Annotated in this window: 15 protein-coding genes; 12 read left to right on the top strand and 3 right to left on the bottom strand. The window is 62.7% G+C overall.

The features are described from left to right. Positions 1-4: 4 nt before the first annotated feature. The 3 genes from tssK to tagH all read right to left on the bottom strand — a co-directional run bounded on the left by tssK (position 5) and on the right by tagH (position 3,453). Positions 5-1,339, bottom strand: coding sequence for a type VI secretion system baseplate subunit TssK (gene tssK, locus Q7F16_RS09920; RefSeq protein ID WP_014340882.1), 1,335 nt, complete (start codon positions 1,337-1,339; stop codon positions 5-7). A gap of 15 nt (positions 1,340-1,354) precedes the next feature. Then, on the bottom strand, positions 1,355-1,861 hold the full coding sequence (gene tssJ / locus Q7F16_RS09915) for a type VI secretion system lipoprotein TssJ (protein WP_014340883.1): 507 nt from the start codon (positions 1,859-1,861) through the stop codon (positions 1,355-1,357). 68 nt (positions 1,862-1,929) lie between these two features. Beyond that, positions 1,930-3,453: a type VI secretion system-associated FHA domain protein TagH gene (tagH, locus tag Q7F16_RS09910; protein WP_409555722.1), complete on the bottom strand. Its 1,524-nt coding sequence runs from the start codon at positions 3,451-3,453 to the stop codon at positions 1,930-1,932. A 414-nt stretch (positions 3,454-3,867) separates the two neighbouring features. Between tagH and tssA the strand changes: the two genes are divergently transcribed. From tssA to Q7F16_RS09850, 12 genes are all read left to right on the top strand, one after another. Then, complete coding sequence (gene tssA / locus Q7F16_RS09905) at positions 3,868-4,905, top strand: type VI secretion system protein TssA (RefSeq protein WP_014340885.1); 1,038 nt, start codon at positions 3,868-3,870, stop codon at positions 4,903-4,905. A gap of 81 nt (positions 4,906-4,986) precedes the next feature. Continuing rightward, positions 4,987-5,493, top strand: coding sequence for a type VI secretion system contractile sheath small subunit (gene tssB, locus Q7F16_RS09900; protein ID WP_003206923.1), 507 nt, complete (start codon positions 4,987-4,989; stop codon positions 5,491-5,493). Positions 5,494-5,495: 2 nt separating this feature from the next. Continuing rightward, on the top strand, positions 5,496-6,992 hold the full coding sequence (gene tssC / locus Q7F16_RS09895) for a type VI secretion system contractile sheath large subunit (protein ID WP_046064491.1): 1,497 nt from the start codon (positions 5,496-5,498) through the stop codon (positions 6,990-6,992). A gap of 219 nt (positions 6,993-7,211) precedes the next feature. Then, positions 7,212-7,700, top strand: a complete 489-nt coding sequence (locus Q7F16_RS09890; protein ID WP_003206927.1) for an Hcp family type VI secretion system effector — start codon at positions 7,212-7,214, stop codon at positions 7,698-7,700. 81 nt (positions 7,701-7,781) lie between these two features. Continuing rightward, entirely contained in the window at positions 7,782-8,231 is a 450-nt protein-coding gene (locus Q7F16_RS09885; RefSeq protein WP_046064492.1) for a type VI secretion system amidase effector protein Tae4, read from the top strand. Further along, the gene (locus Q7F16_RS09880; RefSeq protein WP_409555721.1) at positions 8,231-8,668 is read left to right on the top strand and encodes a hypothetical protein; all 438 of its coding nucleotides are present in this window, start codon (positions 8,231-8,233) and stop codon (positions 8,666-8,668) included. Before Q7F16_RS09885 ends, Q7F16_RS09880 begins: the two co-directional genes overlap by 1 nt. Continuing rightward, positions 8,662-9,174, top strand: coding sequence for a type VI secretion system baseplate subunit TssE (gene tssE, locus Q7F16_RS09875; protein ID WP_003206934.1), 513 nt, complete (start codon positions 8,662-8,664; stop codon positions 9,172-9,174). Before Q7F16_RS09880 ends, tssE begins: the two co-directional genes overlap by 7 nt. After that, positions 9,171-11,030, top strand: coding sequence for a type VI secretion system baseplate subunit TssF (gene tssF, locus Q7F16_RS09870; RefSeq protein ID WP_046064494.1), 1,860 nt, complete (start codon positions 9,171-9,173; stop codon positions 11,028-11,030). The genes tssE and tssF overlap by 4 nt, the downstream gene beginning before the upstream one ends. Next, entirely contained in the window at positions 10,994-12,043 is a 1,050-nt protein-coding gene (gene tssG / locus Q7F16_RS09865; protein WP_409555720.1) for a type VI secretion system baseplate subunit TssG, read from the top strand. The genes tssF and tssG overlap by 37 nt, the downstream gene beginning before the upstream one ends. After that, positions 12,036-14,726 (top strand): type VI secretion system ATPase TssH, encoded by a 2,691-nt coding sequence (tssH, locus tag Q7F16_RS09860; protein ID WP_046064495.1) that lies wholly within the window; start codon positions 12,036-12,038, stop codon positions 14,724-14,726. The genes tssG and tssH overlap by 8 nt, the downstream gene beginning before the upstream one ends. A gap of 158 nt (positions 14,727-14,884) precedes the next feature. Beyond that, entirely contained in the window at positions 14,885-16,822 is a 1,938-nt protein-coding gene (locus Q7F16_RS09855; RefSeq protein ID WP_095973999.1) for a type VI secretion system Vgr family protein, read from the top strand. A gap of 18 nt (positions 16,823-16,840) precedes the next feature. After that, a complete protein-coding gene (locus tag Q7F16_RS09850) occupies positions 16,841-17,275 on the top strand; it encodes a DcrB-related protein (protein ID WP_046064497.1) in 435 nt (144 codons plus the stop codon). Positions 17,276-17,282 lie beyond the last annotated feature (7 nt).

Here is a 17,282-nt window from a genome sequence, read left to right as displayed (position 1 = left end):
CGGTTTATCCTCGGATCGCCCAGAAGGCCAGGTTCAGCCCTGGGAACTGGCCGGCGATGTGGAACGCAAACCCGCCGGAGTTGCTCAACTGTTGCCAGTGATCGCTGCCCCGGTCGAGCTCGTAGTAAGTGGAACCGGCGTGGTACGGCAGCTGCCGCGGCGCCACTGGCAACGGCAGCAGGCCGATGCCCGGCAGTTGCAGGTTGACCAGGTCGCGGATGTGCTCCACCGAACCGACCTTGCTCTGCTGGCCGAAGCGGCCGCGCAGGGTCTCGGCCGGCACGTCGGCGCGCACCACCAGGATGAAACTGGCACTGTCGAGCAGGGTCTTGTCGGCCAGCATCGCCACGTGGATGCCGTAGGCTTTCTCGACAATCGGAATCGGTGTCGCCTTGCTGTCGATCAGCATCGACAAGGCTTCGCGCAGGGCCTGCATCACAGGCGCGTAGCTGAGCGCCAGGTCATCGTGCTGGTAAGGCGGATATTGTTGCGGTCGTCGCCCGGACGCGGTGAACGTGGAGAACTCCCCGGCCAGGCTCACCAGCTCGCTGTAGAAACGCTCAGGATGCAGCGGGCTCAGTTGGCTCAGGTGCTGGATCAGCGGCTGGGCGCGGTTGACCAGTTGCAACAGCATGAAATCGGCAATTTCCGAGGCGCCACCGGCGCCGGACGCCACCACCCGCCCGGCCAGGGCTTCGCCGCGTTGATGCAGCAGGCCCAGCAGTTCACTGCGGAACGCCGCCAGCGGTTTGGAGGCGATCACATCCAGCAGCGGCGGGATGTAGGCGTCGTCGAGCACCAATGCACGGTCGGCGCGTTTTTCCTTGATGCGCACCACGCCGATGGCGGCGTAGTCGCCGATGCCATCCTGCTCGGTCAGCAACCGCAGCGCCCGCGAGCCGAGGGCCACCGGTGCGCGGTTTTCGAACGGTGCGTTGTCGTCGCGCACTTCGCACACCTGGCTCACATAACGCGCAGCGCCGAGGTCTTCGCCTGCGTCCACGGTGTCCCGGGCGCCGGCGCGCTTGAGCGGCAAGGCCAGGTACACCAGGCCGTCGCGCAGGTTGTCGTCGACGTTCAATGGGATCGGCGCCAGGTCATCCTGGGGAATGTTGAAGGGCGTACCGTCCGGCAGCAGACCGCGCGCCGAGATGATTGCCAGCTTGCCCTGGGCCAGCAGGCCCTGGTCGATCAGCAATTCGGAAAAACCCCAGGCGCCGGCCGACAACGGGCGGCTGCGTGCGTCGATGAGGTTTTCCAGGTAACGGTCATGCTGTTGGAAGTGCTGCGTTCCAATGAACATGCCTTCCGACCAGACCACGCGATTGTTCCAGGACATGGGGGCTCCGATTGCTTATTGGGCAGGGCTGGATGGGGGGACGACGACGGCGCTGCGCACGGCGCGCACATCGAGGCTGATCTGGTATTCGGTGTATTCGCGCGCCGGGACATTCATCACCGTGCGCCACAGCGACTGGTCCAGTTCGCGATAGCCCACCAGTATTCCGATGTGCCGCGTGGCCGGGTCGAGGTCGCGTTGCAGGCTCAGTTGCTGGCCGGGCTGGATCAGCACTTCGTCCTGGTCGATGAGGTCGGCGCCCAGCGTGGCCTGGGCCCGTTCGGCCAGGGCGAAATAATCGGAACGGCCAAAGGTGGCGGCATTTTTCAGTTCGAAAATGCGCACCCTGACCGGGGCCGGCTGGCCGGTGGCGCCGGGGTTGAGGCCGGCAATGGCGTGAAAGTGCAGCTCGATGGCGGCGGTGTCGGCCTCAGCTTCTTCGGGCTGGGGATTGGCCGCATCCTTGGCGCACGCCGTCAGCAGAAGCACGGTAGCGACTGCGAGTAAAAACCTGGGAATCATCCTGCGTCCTCAATGACGTTTGAGCTATCCGTTGTGTGCCGATCAATCTTGTTATGGGACGGCGCCGCTTAGCGGCGTCGCTGTCGCGTACTGTGTTCTTCGTAGGCGCGGCTGAACTCGCGACCGAACAGGTCCTGGAAATCCTCTTGGGCCTCCCGGGAAATGTTGCTGTAGAGCTCGGTGAACTGCTGCCAGTACTGGGCCTGTCGCGAGCCGCTGAAAATACCCGAGAGCCCACCGGGCTTGGCCATGCGTTCTTCCAGTTGCGCCGGCTCGAAGCGCCCCAGCAAATGCTTGATGGCCGCTTCCACACCGGCCATCACCGCCAGTTGGTGGGCCCGCAAGTCATCGAAACTGTCACGCACCGCCGCGTCCGGGGCCATGAACGCCTGGTTGCCGTGGCGCAACAGCAACAGCAGGGCTTCATCGACATTGGGGGCGAATTTCAGCGGGTTGTTTTCCACCGGCTGGATCATCGTCTGCTGGATACGGAACTCACCCTTGAGGCTGCTGCGGGCGCGCAAGACATCGATCAGGCCTTCGACCATCAACCGATAACTGCGCCCGATGCTTTCCATCTGTGCTTCGGCGTTGGCCTTGTCCAGGCGCAACTGGTCCAGCCCGGCACCGCGCAGGAACGCTTGCAGCAAGTCGGGTTGATTGGCCTCGACCGGGACGACTGGAGCAACTGGAGCAACTGGAGCAACTGGAGCAACTGGAGCTGCGACCGGGGGCTCGACGCGGGTGACCGACGCTTCAGGCACGGCTGCCGGCGGCGGTGCAATGATTTCAGCAAAGATGTCGGCGAGCGGAGCCTGCGGGGCAGGCGTCGCGACCGGCTCAACCACTGGCGGTAGCGGCACAGGCGGCGGGGCCACGGGCAGCGGGGCAACCGCCACTGGTGCGGGTTTGTCGCTGAACGGGTCCCAGTCGTCCGGAATCACCGAGGCAGACGGCGGCATCACCGGCTCCACCACGGGCGGCGGGCTCGGCCGGGGAATCGGTGTCGGCGGGCGGAAATCGTGTTGCTCGGCCGGCACATGGTCGGGCTGGGTGGCGGGCGGGACACTGCTCGGGCTCAAGAAATCGAACAGATCCGGCAAGGTGTCCATGGCCGACCCACCCTGGAAATGCGCAGGCGACGTCACTTGGATCGGCGATGGCGCATGCATCGGCGACGGTGTATGCACCGCTGCGCCCTGGCGCCCCATCAAGGCCTCGAAACTGCTGGGCGATTCGGCAAACGGGTTGCTGTCGGTGACCGGCAGGCTGAAATCGACGCGCGCCTGGATTTCATAATCACCGATGCGGATCACTTCGCCATCTTGCAGGGGTTCGCTGTTGCCCTTGCGCAGGCGAACACCGGCCTTGACCAATTCCACACCATTAGTGCTGTTATCGGTTAAGTAATAACGCCCATCTTTGTATTGGATAACGCAATGTTTGCCGGAAACCAGACGCTCAGGGTCCGGCAATACCCAGTCATTATCGGAATTACGGCCAATTGCCATCACCCCCTGATCCATGGACTTTTCAGAACACTGGCCTGGGGTAATCTTGTGATAACTAGTGATAGTCAAACACAGCGGCATCTTGCCTCCTTGCTAATACATCGCGCGCGGGCGGGTGAAGTGAGGATTGAGGCCCTGACTACCCACCAACAACCTTGCCAACCACCGCGAAACGGCTTTTTGCCAGCATGATTGCTGATCATAACCGGCTTGCGTGACAAAAACCCCACGTCAGTTGCCGCTTCGACCGATGGGTCGAGCAGGCTGTTAAGCGCATCACAACTGTTACAGAGGGGCTACACTGGTGAAATAGCTTACCTTGACAAGCGATAAGTACTACACCAAAAATGCACAACTTCTTGAATATAGATGATGGCACTTTAAAATCACTTAAGATTTAAAAGGCCATTACCGTCAAGGAACATGTGAGTTTCATCCGAAACTTACGTGTGAACTGCCCGACTTCTTCAGCGGGTGATAGGGAGATCGATCCAAGTGGATGTGCCTTTGTTGCTCGCCGCCGTTTCCGCGACTTCGCCGTGCGGTGAAGATTTGGAATATGACGCGGATTTCTTGCGCCTGGAACGCGACTCCCGGGGTCAGCCCGAGCGCAGCATGGGCGATTCGATCCTGCCTGCCGAGCCTCCTGAATGGCGCAGCATCCAGCAGCAGAGCCTGGACTTGCTGCAACGCAGCAAAGACCTGCGCATCACCCATTTCCTGTTGCAAAGCTCCCTGGCCCTCGAAGGCCTGCCGGGCATGGCCCGTGTGCTGACGCTGATCAGCGAACTGCTCAAGCAATACTGGGCCGAGCTGCATCCGCGCCTGGACGCCGATGACGACAACGACCCCACCGTACGCATCAATGCCCTCGCCGGCCTGACGTCCGATATCACCATTCGCCTGCTGCGCGAGAGCATCCTGGCCCGTTCGCGGACCTTCGGTGCCGTCAGCCTGCGCGCCGCCGCCAACGCCAGCGGCCTGCAAAGTTTCCCGGATGAAAACCTCGGCGCCGAACAGCTCGCCGGGGCCCTGCTCGACAGCGACCCCGAGCAGTTGGAAATCACCCGCGCCGCCCTGCTCGAAGCCCGCAGCGCCGCCGAAGCCATCGAACAACAGGTCAGCGACCAGGTCGGTTCCGCCCAAGGCGTGGACCTTGGCCCGCTGAAGCAACCGCTGAAGATGGCCCTGCAGATTCTCGGCCAGTTCGCCCCGCAGAGCGGCGACAGCGCCTTGTCCGATCCGGTCAGCGACGACAGCGCCGCGCCAACTGAATATGCCAGCGCGCCAAGTACACCGCGCAACACCAGCACGAGCACCGTCAGCGGCGAAATCAACAACCGCGACGACGTGCTGCGCAGCCTGGACCGGATTCTCGCTTACTACACCCGTCATGAGCCCTCCAGCCCGCTGCCGGTGCTGTTGAACCGGGCCAAGAATCTGGTGCACGCCGACTTCGCGGCCATCGTGCGCAACCTGATTCCCGACGGCATGAGTCAATTTGAAAACCTGCGCGGCCCAGACAGCGAATAAAAAGCGAACGGATCACGCAGTCACGTCACCGGTACCCCCGATGACGCCAACACCGTCGCTCAAGCGACCAGGAGCAGCAACGTGGCGAAGCAAAGTTCTCAGAAATTCATCGCGCGCAACCGCGCGCCTCGAGTGCAGATCGAGTACGACGTCGAGCTCTACGGCGCCGAGAAAAAGGTCCAGTTGCCCTTCGTCATGGGCGTGATGGCCGACCTCGCCGGCAAGCCCGCCGAGCCTCTGGCAGCGGTGGCTGATCGCAAGTTCCTCGAGATCGACGTCGATAACTTCGACTCGCGCCTCAAGGCCATGCAGCCGCGCGTGGCGTTCCATGTGCCTAACGAATTGACCGGCGAAGGCAACCTGAGCCTGGACCTGACGTTCGAAAGCATGGACGACTTCAGCCCGGCGGCCGTGGCCCGCAAGGTCGACTCGCTGAACAAGCTGCTCGAAGCGCGCACCCAGTTGGCCAACCTGCTGACCTACATGGACGGCAAGACCGGTGCCGAAGAAATCATCATGAAGGCGATCAAGGACCCAGCGCTGTTGCAGGCCCTGGCGAGCGCGCCGAAGCCAGCACAGGACCAATGATCATGACTGACAATACAGCTCGCGAAGGCTTGCAAAACCTGGGCGCAACCGAAGAAACCAGCGAGTTCGCGTCCCTGCTGCTGCAAGAATTCAAACCCAAGACCGAGCGCGCCCGCGAAGCCGTCGAAACGGCCGTGCGCACCCTGGCCGAGCAGGCCCTGGCGCAGACCGACCTGGTGTCCAATGACGCCATCAAGTCGATCGAATCGATCATCGCCGCCATCGACGCCAAGCTCACCGCCCAGGTCAACCAGGTCATCCACCACCCCGACTTCCAGCAACTGGAAAGCGCCTGGCGTGGCCTGCACTACCTGGTCAACAACACCGAGTCCGATGAGCAGCTCAAGATCCGCGTGCTCAACATCTCCAAGACCGACCTGCACAAGACCCTGAAGAAATTCAAGGGCACCGCGTGGGACCAGAGCCCGATCTTCAAGAAGATGTACGAAGAAGAATACGGCCAGTTCGGCGGCGAGCCTTACGGCTGCCTGGTAGGCGACTACTACTTCGACCAGTCGCCACCGGATGTCGAGCTGCTGGGCGAACTGTCGAAAGTCTGCGCGGCCATGCACTCCCCGTTCATCGCTGCGGCATCGCCGACCGTGATGGGCATGGGCTCGTGGCAGGAACTGTCGAACCCGCGCGACCTGACCAAGATCTTCACCACCCCGGAATACGCCGGCTGGCGCTCGCTGCGTGAATCGGAAGACTCGCGCTACATCGGCCTGACCATGCCACGCTTCCTGGCGCGCCTGCCGTACGGCGCCAAGACCGACCCGGTGGAAGCCTTCGCCTTCGAAGAAAACACCGACGGCGCCGACAGCTCCAAGTACACCTGGGCCAACGCCGCCTACGCGATGGCGGTGAACATCAACCGTTCGTTCAAACACTTCGGCTGGTGCTCGCGCATCCGTGGCGTGGAGTCCGGCGGCGAAGTGGAAAACCTGCCAGCCCACACGTTCCCGACCGACGACGGTGGCGTGGACATGAAGTGCCCAACCGAGATCGCCATCTCGGACCGCCGTGAAGCGGAATTGGCGAAGAACGGTTTCATGCCGCTGCTGCACAAGAAAAACACCGACTTCGCTGCGTTCATCGGCGCCCAGTCGTTGCAGAAACCGGCCGAATACGACGACCCGGACGCTACCGCCAACGCCAACCTGGCCGCGCGCCTGCCGTACCTGTTCGCCACTTGCCGTTTCGCCCATTACCTCAAGTGCATCGTGCGCGACAAGATCGGCTCCTTCAAAGAGAAGGACGAGATGCAGCGCTGGTTGCAGGACTGGATCCTCAACTACGTCGACGGTGACCCGGCGCACTCCACCGAGACCACCAAGGCCCAGCACCCGCTGGCTGCAGCCGAAGTAATCGTTGAAGAAGTCGAAGGCAACCCGGGGTACTACAACTCCAAGTTCTACCTGCGCCCGCACTACCAGCTCGAAGGGCTGACCGTGTCGCTGCGCCTGGTATCGAAACTGCCGTCGGCCAAGGGCGCGTAAACAACAGTTGAAATGGGCTTTCCTGTGGAGGCCCTTTGTGGCGAGGGAGCTTGCTCCCGCTGGGTCGCGTAGCGGCCCCTTCTTGTGGGCGCTGCGCACCCAAGCGGGAGCAAGCTCCCTCGCCACAGGGTGGTCCACAGGAGATCTTCATTGAGTTCACAGATTTCGCAAGGTCAGCGTCAACCAAACAATGTGGTAGAGACCACACAGGGAGAAAACATGGCTGTTGATATTTTCATCAAGATCGGCGACATCAAGGGCGAGTCCATGGACAAAGCCCACAAGGACGAGATCGATGTCCTGAACTGGAGCTGGGGCATGTCCCAGTCCGGCAACATGCACGTGGGCAGCGGCGGTGGTGCGGGCAAGGTCAACGTCCAGGACCTGTCCCTGACCAAGTACGTCGACAAGGCGTCGCCAAACCTGATGATGCACTGCGCCAGCGGCAAGCACATCGACAAGGTCAAGCTGACCGTGCGCAAGGCCGGCGGTGAAAGCCAGGTCGAGTACATGATCATCAACCTGGAAGAAGTGCTGGTTACGTCCCTGAGCACCGGCGGCTCGGGCGGCGATGATCGCCTGACCGAAAACGTCACCCTGAACTTCGCCAAGGTGCTGGTGGACTACCAGCCACAGAAAGCCGACGGCACCAAGGAAGGCGGTCCGGTCAAGTTCGGCTGGAACATCCGTCAGAACGTCAAGGTGTAATCGAACACGCCCCCGGTGCCAGGCGCCGGGGGTGTTTGGTGCTTGCTCGAATCCAATTCTTTCCCACGTGGTATCTGAGTCATGGCCAAGCCTTCGTTTGTCAATTTGTGGAACAGCTATCCGCCCTACCCCTCCGCCAGCCCGGCTTGCGACGGTCCCTATATCAACCAGTGCGCCATTCGTATGAGCATCGCCTTGTGCGGAGAAAAAACCTTTCCGGTCAACACTTCGACTTATACGCTGGATCCCAAATGCGCCCATGGACATGCCCGCGGCGCGGAGTCATTGGCCAACTGGCTATGGAAGAAGAACCGCCTCGGCCCGCCGAAGGTCTACACCACCAGCGTGGCAGACCGCACAACACTGATGGGCAAGACCGGAATCATCTTCTTCAAGGACTGCTACCAACAGAATAGCGACACTGCCGGCCGACCTACTGGCGATCACATCGACCTGTGGAACCGTGGTCTGACCAAGAGCGGTGATCTGTTCTCAAGATCCAAGGCCATCTGGTTCTGGGAGCTTTCGTGATGCGCAGCCCTTGGTTTCTTTCGGCGCTGGCGGCAAGCCTCGTCAGTCTAAGCGCGTGCGCCGGGCAGGAAACAGTCGCTCCGGCAGCCCCAACTCAAGCAGTTTTCGTCGGACATCCGGTGAGCCTGATCGACGTTCAAGGTCGCTGTACGCTCGTAAAACCTGACCAGAGCCACCTGGCGCTCGATATGGAGTGGCCTTGCCAGTTCAGCCTGGGTCCAGACAAGCAACTGCGTGTGGAGACTTTCAACCAAGTGCCGATCTTCTTGGTCGAACGCAGCGAACACATGCCCGCTCCCAGCCGCGATTGCTTGACCAAAATTCAAGCAGTACGCCTGGTCAAGGAAACATTGGAGGTCTCGGATGTGAGTCAGTTCGCCTCCTGCGGCCCTGGCCAATGGGATCAAAAAATGTATACGGCGCTCTTTCGGTGGTAACCGAAATCGCCACCCGCGATCGCCTGCAACCGTCCCTGCTGGACCGGTTGACCGACGACGATCCGACCAACCCCAAGGAAAGCGCCGACAAGCGCGTGCTCTCCCTGACCCAATTAAAAGCCTCGGTGCTGCGTGACCTGGCGTGGCTGCTCAACACCACCTCATTGCTCAGCGCCGATGCCACGCTGCATACCCCGGCGGGCACGTCGGTGGTGAATTTCGGCCTGCCGGCACTGGCCGGCAACAGCGCGTCGAACGTCGATGTCTCGGCCCTGGAAACCTTGATCCACCAGGCCATTGCCACCTTCGAACCGCGGATCCTGCGCCACACCCTGCGGGTGCGGGCCCGGGCCACGGCCGAGATGAACCACAACGCGTTGAGTTTCGAGATCGAAGGCGATCTCTGGGCCCAGCCGGTGCCGCTGCGCCTGATGCTGCAAACCGACCTGGACCTGGAAACCGGCCATGTGCGCGTGGTCAACGCCGACCAGCGGAGACGCTCATGAACCCACGCCTGCTGGAGCTGTACAACCAGGAACTGCACCATGTGCGCGAAAGCGCGGCGGAGTTCGCCAAGGAATACCCGAAGATCGCCAGTCGGCTGACGTTGTCCGGCATGGACTGCGCCGACCCGTATGTCGAGCGCCTGCTGGAAGGCTTCGCCTACCTGACGGCGCGGGTGCAGCTCAAGCTCGACGCCGAGTACCCGACCTTCACCCACAACCTGCTGGAAATCGCCTACCCGCATTACCTGGCGCCGACGCCGTCGATGACCGTGGTGCAATTGCAGGCCGACCCGGACGAAGGCTCGCTGAGCAGTGGTTTCCCGCTGCCGCGCGATACGGTCCTGCGTGCCGCCCTGGGGCGTGAAACCCAGACCTGCTGCGAGTACCGCACCGCCCACGCGGTGACGTTGTGGCCGTTGCAGGTCAGCCAGGCCGAGTACTTCGGCAACCCGTCCGCCGTGCTCGGGCGCCTGGCCGCCAGCGAACCGAAAGCCAAGGCCGGCCTGCGCATCACACTGCGCACCGGCGCCGAGCTGCCGTTCAACAGCCTGGCCCTGGACAACCTGCCGCTGTACTTGAGCGGTGCCGACGAACAACCTTTCCGCCTCTACGAACAATTGCTGGGCAATGCCTGCGCAGTGTTCGCCCGCAAGCCCGGCGGTGACTGGGTAGAACGGCTGCCCCAGGATGCACTGCGCTCACGTGGCTTCGATGATGCCGACGCCGCGCTGCCGGTGGTGCCGCGTGCCTTCCAGGGCTATCGCCTGTTGCAGGAATACTTCGCCCTGCCCCACCGCTTCCTGTTTGTCGACTTCACCCAGTTGAGCCGCGCGGTCAAGCGTTGCGACGGCCAGGAGCTGGAGCTGATCGTGCTGTTCGACCGTCACGACCCAAGCCTGGAAGGCAGCGTCGGCGCTTCGCAGTTCCTGCCGTTCTGCACCCCGGCCATCAACCTGTTTCCCAAGCGCCTGGACCGCATTCACTTGTCGGATCGGGTCAACGAACACCACGTGATCGCCGACCGTACCCGGCCGATGGATTTCGAAGTGCATTCGCTGAACGGCCTCACCGGCCACGGCACCGGGCCGGAGCAGCCGTTCCTGCCGTTCTACGCCGTGCGCGATCCGTCCCGTTACGGCCGCGACCAGGCCTATTACACCGTGCGCCGCGAACCGCGCGTGCTGTCCAGCGACCAACGACGCAACGGCCCGCGCTCGACCTACATCGGCAGCGAAACCTTCGTCAGCCTGGTGGACAGCCAGCAAGCGCCCTATCGCCACGACCTGCGTCAATTGGGCGTGACCGCGCTGTGCACCAACCGCGACCTGCCGCTGTTCATGAGCGTGGGCAACGGCAAGACCGACTTCACCCTGGCCGACAGTGCTCCGGTTGGCGCCGTGCGCTGCGTGGCCGGGCCCAGTCGCCCACGGGCCAGCCACGCCCACGACGCCAAGGCCTGGCGGCTGATCAGCCAGTTGTCACTGAACTACTTGTCGTTGAGCGAACAAGGCCAAGGCGCGGCCGCCCTGCGTGAACTGCTGCGCCTGTACGGCGACAGCAACGACGCGGCGCTGCAATTGCAGATCGAAGGCCTGCGCGAAGTCAGCAGCAAAGCCTGCACCCGGCGCTTGCCGATGCCCGGCCCGATCGTGTTTGGTCGAGGCCTGGAAATCACCCTGGAATTCGATGAAAACGCGTTTCGCGGCACCGGGGTGTTCCTGCTCGGCGCGGTGTTCGAGCGCTTCCTGGCACGCTACGTGTCGATCAACAGTTTTACCGAGACGGTGATCCGTACCACCGAACGCGGCGAGATCATGCGATGGAAAGCCAAGCCCGGACGTCGTCCGACCCTGTGAGTACCCTGGAGGCGATGCACCAGGAGCCCTGGGAATATGACTTCTTCCAGGCGCTGCGACGCATCGAGTGCGAATCCCCCGGGCTGCCGCGCCTGGGCCATTCCCTGCGCCTGGCCGACGACCCGCTGCGCCTCGGGCAACGGGCCGAATGTACCTTCGCCCCGGCCACCCTCGCCTCGGTGCAACCGGGCAGCGACGGTGCGCCGGCACGCCTGGAGCAATTCTTCTTCGGCCTCGGCGGCCCCAACGGCCCGATGCCGCTGCACATCACCGAATACGTGCGCGAACGCCAGCGCAACAACGCCGACAGCACCAGCAAGCGCTTCCTCGATGTGTTCCATCATCGCCTGCTCAGCCTGTTTTATCGGGCCTGGGCCGAAGCGCGGCCGACGGTCAGCCACGACCGCCCGGACGATGACTATTGGTCGGCGCGCCTGGCGGCACTCAGCGGCCGGGGCATGCCGAGCCTGCTCAACCAGGGGTTGATTCCCGACACGGCGAAGCTGCACTACAGCGGCCACCTGGCGGCGCAAACCCGCTACCCGGACGGTTTGAAGGCAATCCTCGGCGAGTACTTCGGCCTGCCGGTGGAGATCGAAGAATACGTCGGCCAATGGCTGGAACTGCCTGAACGCAGCCGAATCGGTGTCAACGCCCAACTGGGCGTGGACTTCTGCCTGGGCCGCTTCGTGTGGGATCGCCAGCACAAATTCCGCATTCGCCTGGGGCCACTCAAGCTAGTTGACTACATGGGCATGCTGCCCGGCAGCCAACCGTTCAACGAGTTGGTGGCCTGGGTCGCCGAATACTTGGGCCATGAACTGGACTGGGACCTGAACCTGGTCCTGGAGCAACCCGAAGTCCCGGCACTGCAACTCAATGGGCGTTTCCGCCTGGGTTTCAACACCTGGCTGGGCCGTCCCGAAACAGATGCCAACGATTTAATACTGGCCCGGCATTACGCCGAACAGGCCAACACCTCACAGACCTCAAGGAGCCATGAGCATGGGTGAAATCAGTCGCGCCGCGTTGTTCGGCAAACTCAACAGCGTGGCCTACAAAGCCATTGAAGCCGCCACCGTGTTCTGCAAATTGCGCGGTAACCCTTATGTGGAACTGGCCCACTGGTTTCACCAGTTGCTGCAACTGCAGGACTCGGACCTGCACCGCATCATTCGCCAGTTCAACATCGAGCCGGCGCGCCTGGCCCGCGACCTGACCGAAGCCCTGGACCGCCTGCCACGGGGTTCGACGTCGATCACCGACCTGTCGTCCCACGTGGAAGAAGCCGTGGAACGCGGCTGGGTCTACGGCAGCCTGATGTTCGGCGAAAGCCAGGTGCGCACCGGTTACCTGGTGCTGGGCATTCTCAAGACCCCGAGCCTGCGCCACGCGCTGCTGGGCCTGTCGTCGGAGTTCGACAAGGTCAAGGTCGAAGCCCTGAGCGAACGGTTTGACGAATACGTCGGCGACTCGCCGGAAAACGCCCTGACTGCCAGCGACGGCTTCAATGCCGGTGCCGTGCCGGGCGAAGCCAGCGGCGCCATGGCCCCTAGCGCCATGGGCAAGCAGGAAGCCCTCAAGCGCTTTACCGTCGACCTTACCGAGCAGGCCCGCAGCGGCAAGCTCGACCCAATCGTCGGCCGTGACGAAGAGATCCGCCAACTGGTGGACATCCTCATGCGCCGCCGGCAGAACAACCCGATCCTTACCGGTGAAGCCGGCGTGGGCAAGACCGCGGTGGTCGAAGGCTTTGCCCTGCGCATCGTCGCCGGCGACGTGCCGCCGGCCCTCAAGGACGTGGAACTGCGCAGCCTTGACGTTGGCCTGTTGCAGGCCGGCGCGAGCATGAAAGGCGAGTTCGAACAGCGCCTGCGCCAGGTCATCGAAGACGTCCAGGCCTCGCCCAAGCCGATCATCCTGTTCATCGACGAAGCCCACACCCTGGTGGGTGCCGGCGGCGCCGCCGGCACGGGCGACGCGGCCAACCTGCTCAAGCCGGCGTTGGCCCGCGGCACCTTGCGCACCGTGGCCGCCACGACCTGGGCCGAGTACAAGAAGCACATCGAAAAAGACCCGGCCCTGACCCGCCGTTTCCAAGTGGTGCAAGTGGCCGAGCCGTCGGAAGACAAGGCCCTGCTGATGATGCGCGGCGTGGCCTCGACCATGGAAAAACACCACCAGGTGCAGATCCTCGACGAAGCCCTGGAAGCCTCGGTCAAGCTGTCCCACCGCTACATTCCCGCGCGCCAGCTGCCGGACAAATCCGTGAGCCTGCTGGACACCGCCTGCGCCCGCGTCGCCATCAGCCTGCACGCCGTACCGGCCGAAGTGGACGACAGCCGTCGGCGCATCGAAGCGCTGGAAACCGAGCTGCAAATCATCGCCCGTGAACACGCGATTGGCGTGGTCATCGGCAGCCGCCAGACCCAGAGCGAAAACCTGCTGAGCGCCGAGCGCGAACGCCTGGCCGAGCTGGAAGGCCGTTGGGCCGAAGAGAAAACCCTGGTGGACGAACTGCTCGCCACCCGTGCCACCTTGCGCGAACGCGTTGGCGTGGTGGACAGCGAAGACAACAGCGAAGCTTCTGACAACGAAAGCCACCAACTGCGTGAGAAACTGGTGGACCTGCAACAGCGCCTGACCGCGCTGCAAGGCGAAACCCCGCTGATCCTGCCGACCGTGGATTACCAGGCCGTGGCCTCGGTGGTCGCCGACTGGACCGGTATCCCGGTGGGCCGCATGGCCCGCAACGAACTGGAAACCGTGCTCAACCTCGACCAGCACCTGAGGAAACGCATCATCGGCCAGGACCATGCCTTGCAGATGATCGCCAAGCGCATCCAGACCTCCCGCGCCGGCCTCGACAACCCGAGCAAGCCGATTGGTGTGTTCATGCTCGCCGGCACTTCCGGCGTGGGCAAGACCGAAACCGCCCTGGCCCTGGCCGAAGCCATGTACGGCGGCGAGCAGAACGTTATCACCATCAACATGAGCGAGTTCCAGGAAGCCCACACCGTGTCGACCCTCAAGGGCGCGCCACCGGGCTACATCGGCTATGGCGAAGGCGGCGTGCTGACCGAGGCCGTGCGGCGCAAACCGTACAGCGTGGTGTTGCTGGACGAGGTGGAAAAGGCCCACCCGGACGTGCATGAGATCTTCTTCCAGGTGTTCGACAAAGGCGTGATGGAGGACGGCGAAGGCCGGGTGATCGACTTCAAGAACACCTTGATCCTGCTGACCACCAACGCCGGCACCGAGCTGATCGCCCAGGTCTGCAAAGACCCGCAGAACGTGCCCGAGCCGGAAGAAATCGCCAAGGCCCTGCGCCAACCGTTGCTGGAGATTTTTCCGCCGGCCTTGCTCGGTCGCCTGGTGACGATCCCGTACTACCCGCTCAGCGACGAGATGCTCAAGGCCATCACCCGCCTGCAACTCAACCGCATCAAGAAGCGCGTGGAGAGCACCCACAAAGTCGCCTTCGACTACGACGACGCAGTGATCGACCTGATCGTCTCGCGTTGCACCGAAACCGAAAGCGGCGGGCGCATGATCGACACCATCCTGACCAACAGCCTGCTGCCGGACATGAGCCGCGAGTTCCTGACCCGCATGCTCGAAGGCAAGGCTTTGGCCGGGGTGCGGATCAGCGCCGTGGATAACGAATTGCAGTACGATTTCAGCGACGCGGCCTGACCCGAAGGAGCACCGCATAACCCTGTGGGAGCGAGCTTGCTCGCGAATGCAATCTGTCAGTGCCATTGATGTTGCCTGACACACCGCCTTCGCGAGCAAGCTCGCTCCCACAGTGGTATTCGGTTCCGCCAGTTACTACAACCTGCACGAGACCCTCGATGTTATTCAACCAAGCCACCCGCCTGGCCAAGATCACCAGCCCCCTGGGACCTGAGGTACTGCTGCTCAAGGACATGGGCGGCGGCGAAGAACTGGGGCGGCTGTTCAACTATGAGTTGCAGCTGCACTCGCTGGATAACGCCATCGACCTCAATCAGGTGCTCGGCAAGCCCATGTGCGTGAGCCTGCAACTCGATGGCGGTGGCGAGCGTTATTTCCATGGCATCGTGGCCCGTTTCAGCCAGAACGTCGACCAGGGCCAGTTCGCCAGTTACCAGGCCACCCTGCGCCCGTGGTTTTGGCTGCTGACCCGTACCTCCGATTGCCGGATTTTCCAGAACCTCACCATCCCGCAGATCATCAAGCAGGTGTTCCGCGACTTGGGCTTTTCCGATTTCGAAGACGCCCTGAGCCGGCCTTATCGCGAGTGGGAATACTGCGTGCAGTATCGCGAGACCAGCTTCGATTTCGTCAGCCGCTTGATGGAACAAGAAGGCATCTACTACTTCTTCCGCCATGAGCAGGGCCGGCATGTGCTGGTGCTGGCCGATGCCTATGGCGCCCACACCACGGCCCCCGGCTACGGTTCGGTGCCGTACTACCCGAAGAATGAGCAGCAGCGCGAGCGCGACCACATCCACGACTGGCACCTGGCCCAGGAAGTCCAGCCGGGTTCGCTTGAGCTCAACGACTACGATTTCCAGCGCCCCAGCGCACGCATCGACGTGCGCTCGGCCATGCCACGCCCGCACACGGCCGGCGACTATCCCCTGTACGACTACCCTGGCACCTACGTGCAGAGCCAGGACGGCGAACACTACGCCCGCACCCGCATCGAAGCCTTGCAGACCCAGCACGAACAGGTCGAGCTGGCCGGTAACGCTCGGGGCCTGGGCTCGGGGCATCTGTTCAGCCTCACCGGCTTCACCCGCCAGGACCAGAACCGCGAATACCTGATCGTCGGCGCCCGCTACTACATTTCCCAGGAAAGCGGCGAAACCGGCGGTGGGGCGCCTTCGGCGCAGTTCGAAAGCAGCCTGACCTGTATCGACGCCCAGCAAAGCTATCGACCACTGCCCATCACCCATCACCCTATCGTCAAGGGCCCGCAGACTGCCTTAGTGGTGGGTCCCAAGGGCGAGGAAATCTGGACTGATCAGTTCGGCCGGGTGAAGGTGCACTTCTATTGGGATCGGCACGACCAGTCCAACGAAAACAGCTCGTGCTGGATTCGCGTGTCGCAGGCATGGGCCGGGAAAAACTGGGGCTCGATGCAGATCCCGCGCATTGGCCAGGAAGTGATCGTCAGTTTCCTCGAAGGCGACCCGGATCGGCCGATCATCACCGGCCGCGTCTACAACGCCGAACAGACCGTGCCCTATGACTTGCCCGCCAATGCCACCCAGAGCGGGATGAAAAGCCGTTCGAGCAAGGGCGGCACGCCGGCGAATTTCAACGAAATCCGCATGGAAGACAAGAAAGGCGCCGAGCAGCTGTACATCCATGCCGAACGTAACCAGGACATCGTGGTCGAGGTGGATGAAAGCCACTCGGTGGGCCATGACCGCAACAAGAGCATCGGCCACAACGAGACGGTGACCATCGGCAACAACCGCCTGCGCATCGTCAAGCAGGAGGACATCCTCTCCGTCGGCCAGCGCAAGACCGACAGCATCAGCCAGAGCTACGTGATTGAAGTGGGCGAAAACCTGCGCCTGGTGTGCGGCGAAAGCATCCTGGAGCTCAACGCCAGCGGCCAGATCAACCTGACCGGCGTACAGATCAGCTTCTACGCCAGCGGCGATGCCGAGTTCAACACCGGCGGCGTGCTGCACCTGAACAACGGCGGCGGCCCGGGTGCCACGCCGGACGGCCAGGGCGTCAAGGGCAGCATCGATGCCAACATCCAAGCCGCGTTCCCTGCACCCAAGGGCTAACCTCGAGATTTTTGCGCCATGACTTACCGCCTCAATGAATTCCAGTTCCAGCTGCCGCCCAGCGAATTGCTGGACGCGACAATCAACATCCTCAAGTTCCCCGAACTGGGCACGTCCTTGATCGTCAGCCGCAGTTTGCTGGCCGAGGGCGAGACCCTGCAAAGCAACCTCGACGACCAGCTCAAGCGCCTGGAAAAACAGGTCCAGGACCTGCGCTGCCAACCGGGCGCCACCGTGCGCGTAGGCGCCAACCAGGAAGTCGAAGCCATCGAACTGCGCAGCCAGTTCAACAAGGGCAATGAAAAGGTCTTCCAGTTCCAACTGGCCCTGGTGCTGCCCGGCACCCGCAAAATGCTTGCTCTGAGCTACGTGAAAGCCGAGAAACTGGGCGATGCCGAAGCGGCGCATTGGGCAACGATCAAGGGTTCGCTGCTGTTCGACGTTCTGGCTTGATGAGCAC

This window comes from Pseudomonas sp. Lb2C2, assembly GCF_052112205.1.
Classification (GTDB): domain Bacteria; phylum Pseudomonadota; class Gammaproteobacteria; order Pseudomonadales; family Pseudomonadaceae; genus Aquipseudomonas; species Aquipseudomonas kilonensis.
This window is presented reverse-complemented; position numbering and strand designations above follow the sequence as displayed.

What these genes read in the sequence shown, in the direction of transcription:
- tssK (WP_014340882.1), bottom strand. Translation starts at nt 1,339, where the DNA reads ATGTCCTGGAACAATCGCGTGGTCTGGTCGGAAGGCATGTTCATTGGA.
- tssJ (WP_014340883.1), bottom strand. Translation starts at nt 1,861, where the DNA reads ATGATTCCCAGGTTTTTACTCGCAGTCGCTACCGTGCTTCTGCTGACG.
- tagH (WP_409555722.1), bottom strand. Translation starts at nt 3,453, where the DNA reads ATGCCGCTGTGTTTGACTATCACTAGTTATCACAAGATTACCCCAGGC.
- tssC (WP_046064491.1), top strand. Translation starts at nt 5,496, where the DNA reads ATGACTGACAATACAGCTCGCGAAGGCTTGCAAAACCTGGGCGCAACC.
- Q7F16_RS09890 (WP_003206927.1), top strand. Translation starts at nt 7,212, where the DNA reads ATGGCTGTTGATATTTTCATCAAGATCGGCGACATCAAGGGCGAGTCC.
- Q7F16_RS09885 (WP_046064492.1), top strand. Translation starts at nt 7,782, where the DNA reads ATGGCCAAGCCTTCGTTTGTCAATTTGTGGAACAGCTATCCGCCCTAC.
- Q7F16_RS09880 (WP_409555721.1), top strand. Translation starts at nt 8,231, where the DNA reads ATGCGCAGCCCTTGGTTTCTTTCGGCGCTGGCGGCAAGCCTCGTCAGT.
- tssF (WP_046064494.1), top strand. Translation starts at nt 9,171, where the DNA reads ATGAACCCACGCCTGCTGGAGCTGTACAACCAGGAACTGCACCATGTG.
- tssG (WP_409555720.1), top strand. Translation starts at nt 10,994, where the DNA reads ATGGAAAGCCAAGCCCGGACGTCGTCCGACCCTGTGAGTACCCTGGAG.
- tssH (WP_046064495.1), top strand. Translation starts at nt 12,036, where the DNA reads ATGGGTGAAATCAGTCGCGCCGCGTTGTTCGGCAAACTCAACAGCGTG.
- Q7F16_RS09855 (WP_095973999.1), top strand. Translation starts at nt 14,885, where the DNA reads ATGTTATTCAACCAAGCCACCCGCCTGGCCAAGATCACCAGCCCCCTG.
- Q7F16_RS09850 (WP_046064497.1), top strand. Translation starts at nt 16,841, where the DNA reads ATGACTTACCGCCTCAATGAATTCCAGTTCCAGCTGCCGCCCAGCGAA.